Annotated in this window: 7 protein-coding genes; 2 read left to right on the top strand and 5 right to left on the bottom strand. The window is 64.2% G+C overall.

The window, feature by feature from the left end; all coding sequences use genetic code 11:
* Window positions 1–302: 302 nt before the first annotated feature.
* Entirely contained in the window at window positions 303–1,235 is a 933-nt protein-coding gene (locus tag ABZW74_RS23215; RefSeq protein ID WP_055476899.1) for a M56 family metallopeptidase, read from the bottom strand.
* 4 nt (window positions 1,236–1,239) lie between these two features.
* Complete coding sequence (locus ABZW74_RS23210) at window positions 1,240–1,611, bottom strand: BlaI/MecI/CopY family transcriptional regulator (RefSeq protein WP_078111949.1); 372 nt, start codon at window positions 1,609–1,611, stop codon at window positions 1,240–1,242.
* Here ABZW74_RS23210 and ABZW74_RS23205 point away from each other — a divergent pair.
* The gene (locus ABZW74_RS23205) at window positions 1,603–4,020 is read left to right on the top strand and encodes a heavy metal translocating P-type ATPase (protein WP_275892311.1); all 2,418 of its coding nucleotides are present in this window, start codon (window positions 1,603–1,605) and stop codon (window positions 4,018–4,020) included. The two genes, ABZW74_RS23210 and ABZW74_RS23205, sit on opposite strands and share 9 nt — an antisense overlap.
* Here ABZW74_RS23205 and ABZW74_RS23200 read toward each other — a convergent pair.
* Window positions 3,958–6,021, bottom strand: coding sequence for a cytochrome c oxidase assembly protein (locus ABZW74_RS23200; protein ID WP_254859539.1), 2,064 nt, complete (start codon window positions 6,019–6,021; stop codon window positions 3,958–3,960). The genes ABZW74_RS23205 and ABZW74_RS23200 overlap by 63 nt on opposite strands.
* Window positions 6,022–6,076: 55 nt before the next feature.
* Here ABZW74_RS23200 and ABZW74_RS23195 point away from each other — a divergent pair, with 55 nt between their 5' ends.
* On the top strand, window positions 6,077–6,736 hold the full coding sequence (locus ABZW74_RS23195) for a DUF5134 domain-containing protein (RefSeq protein ID WP_055476902.1): 660 nt from the start codon (window positions 6,077–6,079) through the stop codon (window positions 6,734–6,736).
* A gap of 92 nt (window positions 6,737–6,828) precedes the next feature.
* On the opposite strand, the gene ABZW74_RS23190 is transcribed toward ABZW74_RS23195, so the two are convergent.
* Window positions 6,829–7,170 (bottom strand): DUF3703 domain-containing protein, encoded by a 342-nt coding sequence (locus ABZW74_RS23190; protein WP_078111947.1) that lies wholly within the window; start codon window positions 7,168–7,170, stop codon window positions 6,829–6,831.
* Window positions 7,157–7,507 (bottom strand): metalloregulator ArsR/SmtB family transcription factor, encoded by a 351-nt coding sequence (locus ABZW74_RS23185; RefSeq protein ID WP_078111946.1) that lies wholly within the window; start codon window positions 7,505–7,507, stop codon window positions 7,157–7,159. Before ABZW74_RS23185 ends, ABZW74_RS23190 begins: the two co-directional genes overlap by 14 nt.
* Window positions 7,508–7,700 lie beyond the last annotated feature (193 nt).

The raw sequence follows: 7,700 nt of genomic DNA, 5'->3' as shown, positions 1-7,700 counted from the left end.
CGTGGTGCTGCACAGCGCCACGTGGGCCATGTCGAGACTGCACGCCCCGATGCATAGCTGACGCGATCCCGGTATGACCCTGGTGACGTGGATTATGCATCCTGTTGCGACAGTCTCTCGGCTGGCGGGTCCGATGGCGAAGATGCACTCTGGGCCTCGCGGGGGCGGCGCGCGCGGGGCGTGCGCGCAACACCATGAGACACGCGCCGGTGAAGGTCGTCGTTACCGGTGGCGCAGATGAACGAAACGTCACCGGGTTTGCGACACTAACTGCTGAAGAGTGAACGTGGCGGTGCGGGGACTCACGCGGTGAGCCCATGCGCAACAACTGAGAGCACCGGAAGTGCTGCAACGGTACACAATGCGGCACCCAGAAGTGGCAGTACACTCGCCGCTGCGTACTTCGATTTGGTCGGCTCGATCACGCCATTGTCGAGCATGCGCAGCCGGTAGCGCGTGGAGTGCTGCATGGGGGTCCCGGGGCCTACGCCCTGACCGGTGACATGGGCCAGTGCGCTGCGTACCGCAGCCGTGCTGGTGACCCGGGCTGCCGACATGTCGGCATCCACTTCGATCAGGGCCGCGACCGCCGCTGGCGCCCGCCGAAACAGCGGTACGAAGGGCAGAGCACGTGCCATGACGTCGCAGACCGCCAGGACCCGGTCGTGACGAGACCTTAGATGGGCGAACTCGTGTGCCAGTACTGCTGCCCGCGCCTCGGCCGGCACGCGTGTGCGCAGCGCGCTGGTGGCTACCACGAAACCGCTGCGTCCGCCGACGCAGTAGGCCATGGGGTGGGGATGATCGATCCAGAGTACGTCGGGGGTATCGGGTTCGGTGCTGCCTACCACCGCAACGACGTCGCGATGAAGGCGTTGCACACGTTGCACATCGCGCGTGTGACGAGCGCACGACATCGCGGTGCGAGCGACCACGGCGAACAGCACGACGGCGACGGTGATGCCATACACCTGGCTGAAATCGTCGCGCACCGCATGCAGGACAGCGCCAGCGCACCGAGCCAACGTGTCGACGAAACGCTCCGCAGGCGGCGCATCGGGCCATAAGGCCGACAGCGCCGACAGGAGAAGCAGTCCCACCGCAGTGGCAATGCTGCTGACCCATGCGGTGATCACTACCCGCGGTGACCATCGCTGTGGCAATCGGTCGAGAACGTAAGGACCCAACACACCCAGCACGGCCGCGCCCACCAGGTGGGCCAAAGCAACGCTCACACTCTCAGCGCCTTCTCGGACGATCCGTCCGCGTCCGGGACAAGTGTTCGCTAAGGACCTCGCGCTCCTCGGGGGTAACCATCCGCGCGAAATGCATCAGGACCGCCGTGGAATCGCCGCTGGCATCGAGCACCCGTCGCAGTGTCTGCGACGTCGCCTCCTCCCGCGACTGCAACGGGAAGTACCTGTAGGCGCGGCTGATCTTCTCGCGTCCGGCGAAGCCCTTCTTGTGCAGATTGGTTACCACGGTCAACACCGTCGTGTACGCCAGATCGCGATCGGCCAACGCATCGACAATGTCGTGCACACTCATCGCCGCAGAAGCGCCCCACAGCACGTCCATCACTGCGCGTTCCAACGAACCGAATTGAGTCACCGTCGCCTGCCTGATCGCCTTGTCTTTGCTGCCAGTCTAGAACAAACTACCCTGCTTAGTAGCCGAAGGTGGCTTCGCCAGGTTGGCCGCCACCATCTGACACACTTTTCGCATTTCCTGCGGTGCCATGACTCACCTCACCGCCTACTGAAAGCGCCACTCGTGACCGACCTCGTTGACGACACGTACTCGACCCGCCGCATCCAACTCGATGTAGGTGGCATGACCTGCGGTGCGTGCGCAGCCCGAGTGGAACGCAAACTCAACAAGATTGACGGCGTACGCGCCTCGGTGAACTACGCTACTCGGCGGGCCACCGTGGAACTCGATAGCCACGCAGGCGTGGCCGATGCGATCGACGCTGTTCACACGGCAGGCTATTCGGCTACGGAACTGACCGAGCAGGCTCCTCCTGTCAACGAGGATGCGTCGACGGCGAAGGCGCTGTTCACCCGACTGATCGTCGCGCTGGCCCTGTTCGTGCCGCTGGCCAACCTCTCCGTAGTGCTCGCCGTCATCCCGGACCTGCGTTTTCCCGGGTGGCAAGCGGTGTTGGTGGCGCTTGCCGCACCAGTCGTGACCTATTGTGCGTGGCCGTTCTACCGCACCGCGGTGCGTACGTTGCGGACCGGTGTGGCCACGATGGACACGCTCGTCTCCCTGGGAGTGCTGGCCGCGACCGCCCTGTCGATGTATTCGATGTTCTCGGCCGATGCGATGTCTGCCGCGGGTCAGGGGGTGTGGTCAGCGATCTTCTCCAGTGACTCGATCTACCTCGAAGTTGCCGCCGGCGTGACGGTCTTCGTGCTGGCGGGACGCTACTACGAAGCGCGTGCCCGCACACAAGCTGTCCAGGCATTGAGCGCGCTGGCCGCGCTACGCGCAACCGAGGCCCGCGTCGAGTGTGCAGGGGGTACGAGCATGCTCATACCCCTGGCGGAACTCAAAGTCGGTCAACGACTCATCGTGCTGCCGGGTGAGACCATTCCCTCGGACGGGCATGTGATCGAGGGCACAGCCAGTGTGGACCTCAGTGCGATGACCGGAGAGACGACGCCGGTGCAAGTATCAGCCAACCACCGCTCCACCGCAGTCGGGGGCACTACCTGCCTCGACGGGCGATTACGGGTGGAAGTCACTGCAGTCGGTGACGACACACGCCTTGCGGAGATGATCGCGCTGGTCGATAGCGCACAGATGGCCAAGGCCCGCGCTCAACGGGTCGCTGACCGTATCGCCGCGATCTTCGTACCATGCGTCATCGCCCTGGCTGTGAGCACTGTCGTGGGCTGGTCACTAACCGGAGCGTCCTGGGAGCACGCCGTGAGCGCCGCGGTGGCCGTGCTGGTCATCGCCTGCCCGTGCGCGCTGGGCCTGGCCATGCCGATGGCCCTGGTGATCGCCACCGGGCGCGGCGCCCAACTGGGAATCTTCCTCAAAGGGCATTCCGCATTGGAACTGTCCGGGACGATCGATGTGGTGGTCTTCGACAAGACCGGCACTCTCACCAATGGGCGACCTCAGGTCAGCGGCGTGTACACCGTCGACAACAACAGCACGGAGTTGATCCTTGGCTGGGCCGCGACACTCGAGCAGCACACCAGCCACCCCATCGCTACCGCTATCGCCGCAGCGGCCGGTCCGCAGTCCCTTCCTGCACCGGTCGAGGTGGTCACCGACGTCGGCAGTGGCGTGCGTGGAGTGATCGACGGCCTGAGGGTGCAGGTGGGCTCGCCGACGTGGATTGCCCGTACCGCTGCGGTGCCTGCCGCGCTCGACGCGCAGCGCGCTGACGTCGAACGCTCTGGTGGCACCGCGGTGTACGTCGCGGTCGACGATGCAGTTCGGGGCCTCATCGACATTCGCGATAGCGCCAAACCCTCTGCTCGCCAGGCAGTCGATGAGTTGCACCGCATGGGACTTCGCACGTTGTTGGTCACCGGCGACAACGCCGGCGCAGCGCAGCGCGTAGCAGCGCAGGTCGGCATCGATGACGTGACCGCCGGGGTGCTCCCGGCTGAGAAAGTGGCCATCATCGACGACGCGCGCAGGAGCGGTGCCTGTGTGGCGATGGTCGGTGACGGCATTAACGACGGGCCCGCTCTGGCTTCGGCGGATCTGGGCATTGCTATCGGTGGCGGTACCGATGTCGCTATCGGCGCCGCCGACATCGTGTTGGTGCGCGACGATCTCACCACCGTCGCGTTGGCCCTGCACCTCGCCTCGGCCACCCGACGGACGATGCGCACCAATCTGGCATGGGCGTTCGGTTACAACATCGCCGCACTGCCGCTTGCTGCCGCTGGACTGCTCAACCCCCTGATCGCCGGGGCGGCAATGGCCTTGTCATCGTTTTTCGTCGTCTCCAACAGCCTGCGTCTGCAGAACTTCGCGCGTGTAGACCACTGAGGGTGACAGTTGCTGGGTCGGTGCCAGCTGAGACACCATCGCTGCGACGGTTCGAGAGTCGCTGCCATCAATGGCGACGGACTCGGGCAGATCGGGCCGGCGTTCGGCACGCACCCACTGCACCAACAGCACCAGGCAGACCACCACCATCGGAATCTCGCTGATCACTGCGGCCACCACACCGCCCGCCCACTGCGTGCGCGCGAGGTCGGGACCCCACGGCAGTTGCAACTGGCTGTAGAAGGATTCACCGATCACCGTCGTGGAGGTCATCAGTGCGATACCAAAAAAGGCGTGAAAAGGCATGACGGCGAACAGCAGACCTAGGCGCGCCAGAATCGGCAACTGCTTGGGGCCCGGGTCGATCCCCACAGAGACCCAAAAGAACAGGTACCCAAGGGTGATAAACAGCACGCTCATCAAGACGTGCCCCCAGTGGTAGCGGACGAGTACGTCGAACACCGGTGTGAAGTACACCAGAAACGACGAGCCCACAAACAACGCGAACGCGACAACTGGATTGAGCAGTAGGTGCACGCCTCCAGAGCCGAGCAGAGTCAGCAGTCCCCGCCGGCACGCCGCTCCACCAGTGTTACCTGCCGTTGGCAGCACCCTCAACAGCAACGTGATCGGTGCGCCACCCACCAGCAGAATAGGTGCGATCATGGTCAAAGCCGTGTGTTCGGCCATGTGCACGCTGAACAGAGCATTGCCGTAGGCCTTCAATCCGGAGCTGGTGGATACCACCACCACAGCGCAGCCCGTGACCCATGACGCGGTCCGCCGTATCGGCCAGCGATGTCCACCGCCCCGCTCCCGCCTGGCGGCTACGACATATCCCACGGCGCTCACCACCGCTGCCACACCCACCACAAGATCAACACGCCACAACGACACCAGCGACCCGACACCGGGCGGGCCAGGAAGCGAATAACCCAGGTACACGTCCCACGCAGTGAATGGGTGGGCAATCAACCCGGGTGCGACCCGGGTGTCCATCACCGCCCAACACGCCACCGCTGCCAGCGCAGCCCCCGCGGCAAGGGAAGAAGCAGTTGCCGACATCGGCACACCCCGGCGCAGGCGCACAACATCGGCGATCACAAGCACCGCCAGTACACCCACCAACAGCCCCGCAGCGCGACCGAAAGCCGACGACCACACGCCCGGAGTCCGCAGCAGCACCACCACACACACCGCGCCCACCAGAGCTGTCACATCGGCGCCCAAGACGACATAGCTGACACGTCGGTCGGCCGCCCTGTCGATGGTCGCCGACCCCAAACCACGAGCCCTAAACCGGTCGGCCCACCGCAGCCCCACCGACACCGCCAAGCTCGCCGCGAACACAATCACCGCGCCGGTCGTGTAATCGTGGTCAGGCCCCTGCGCGGCATTACCGACCACAGGCAGCGCGAGCACCCCGACCGTCGCGGGAACCACCAGCGCCACCTGGACCGACCACCGCAGCGACACCGAACCGACCAGCACCACGACACCCGCTGCCGCCACAACCAGCCACGCCAGCGCCGGCAAACTCACACTGAACGCGTAACCAACCTTGCCGCTGGACACCATCGCGCCCACGGACACACCAGTGGTGTCCGCGGCCGACGTAACCGCCATCAGCACCGCAACAACCACACCAAACCCTGCAGCGCGGCGGACGCGGCGAAACACCGGATACACCGCAGCGTCAATGAACCCCTGCGAGTCGGGAGACGCGGTGAGCACCACCGAAACTAACCCTCCGAGGACCGCCGCAGCCAACGCAAAGCCAGCAAAATTGCCGACCACATCGGCCACAGCCGTACCCATCCCCGGGTAAGGATCCGCACTCTCGACATAGCGAGTGGCCCCGGACGCCCAGGCGTACACCGCCAACACCAGCATCAGCCCACCGACCAGCAACGGCGCCACCACCCGAAGAGGAACTGCGCGCAGCAGTCGCGACTGGATTGACGAGGTGTCAGCCTCCGGCAACGCCTTTGATTCGCCCACCAACCGTATGCTACTACTGCGCATAGTAGTTAACTCACATGGATCGAGGGCCGCGGTGATCGACGACCTACTCCTGCGGTGGATCGTCACCGCCATGTTCGCGATCGGAGCGATCGACAGCATTCGCACCCTAGCCGCCCACCGCAGCGACCTGCGGCTCTCAGTCGTGCACTGCCTCATGCTCCTGATGTCGCTGGCGATGATCGTCATGGCGTGGCCACAAGGCAATCAGCTCCCACTGCTGCCTCTGATGCTGCTCTTCGCTCTCGCCACAGCAATCGCGGTCGTCTTCGCGGTGCCGAAGACGACCGCGCGGCGGCTTTACGTCTCTACCGCAGTGATGATGGCCTCGATGGTGTGGATGTATGCGGTGATGAGCCGGCACAATTCCACATCCGCCGTTCCCGCTGCCACCGCCCCCGCACACCACGGAGGCCCGTCGGGGGCCGACGCCATCAACGAGATGACACCGCTGCACGGCCCGTCATCAGATCCCATGTGGATGGGGTCGGTCACCTTGCTACTCGTGCTCGGCTTCCTCGCGCTCACCCTCTACTGCGCAGCCCGGTCAATTCAGCTGCCACGCACCGCGGCCCCAGCGCCACCACTGTCAAACGCTGTAGCGACGCTTCGCCGCCCGCATCTAGAGTTCTCGTGGATATGCCACACGTTAACCGCCGGTGGGACAGGAATCATGTTCGCCGCTCTACTCTGACAGGCCACCCGAGCCTCAGAGTGAGCGGTCATTCCCGATATCGCTACGGCCGCCGCGCAGCGCATGCTCATCACTGTCGCGTCTGCGGCTGTTCATGACCGTAACGCAGAAGCGATATCGCCGGGAACCGGCATCGGGCGCATCAGACCGGCGGCAACACGTCCGGTGTTGCCCTCGGGGTAGCGTCCGCTCAGCGATCCGGGAGCGGCAACGATGATGCGCACCACCTGGCCGAGCGCTTCGCGCCGATCATGTTGGTGCACAGCGAATCTGAACATCGAAATGTGGTTCTGAGTATGCAACCACGGGTCCGGCTGGGACACGATGTGGGCGCGTTCAAGATGGTGCCAGCGCTGCTCTGCCACCTCGGCGGCGGCGGCCGCTGCCATCTCTGCCCGGTAGAGGTCACGGGCTGCCTCACTAATGCGAGCCATCGCCAGCCTCCTCGGCGCAGCACGGATCATCCAACGCAAGTACCAGCCCGAGTAGATCGTCGAGTGCATGACCAATCCGGCTATTAGCCAGTTCATACCGACTCCGTCGACCCTCAGGTACCGCGACCACCAAACCGCATCCCCGTAGGCAGGCCAGGTGATTCGACAACGTTTGCCGCGACACCCCAATCGCCTCAGCCAAGTCCGCCGGATAGGCTCCACCATGGCGCAACCGAACCAACACCTGCGTTCGCGTCGAATCGGATAGTGCGTATCCAAACCTCGTCAACGCGTCATGCTGCGCTTCTACCACCGTGCTCACGCCAAAATGATACATGACTCGATGTATTCACGCACATCTGAACAGTAAAGGTCAGGACTTCCGTCCGGCTCGATTAAGGCATAATCCTTTGCCTGTGCCTGACATAGCATAAGTTATCGGCGAAAAAAGGAGACGAGTTCAAACAGATGAGAGAACTCGACCTGGCGGATCTGGAGCGAAACTGCTGGCTACGACCCGTGGCGTATTG

Source organism: Gordonia sp. NPDC003585 (assembly GCF_040610755.1).
GTDB lineage: Bacteria > Actinomycetota > Actinomycetes > Mycobacteriales > Mycobacteriaceae > Gordonia.
The sequence above is the reverse complement of the archived record's forward strand: the minus strand, read 5'-3'. Positions and strand labels throughout refer to the sequence as shown.

Bases quoted from the DNA above. Each gene is read 5' to 3' on its own strand.
- ABZW74_RS23185 (WP_078111946.1), bottom strand. From the start codon at position 7,507: ATGTATCATTTTGGCGTGAGCACGGTGGTAGAAGCGCAGCATGACGCG.
- ABZW74_RS23190 (WP_078111947.1), bottom strand. From the start codon at position 7,170: ATGGCTCGCATTAGTGAGGCAGCCCGTGACCTCTACCGGGCAGAGATG.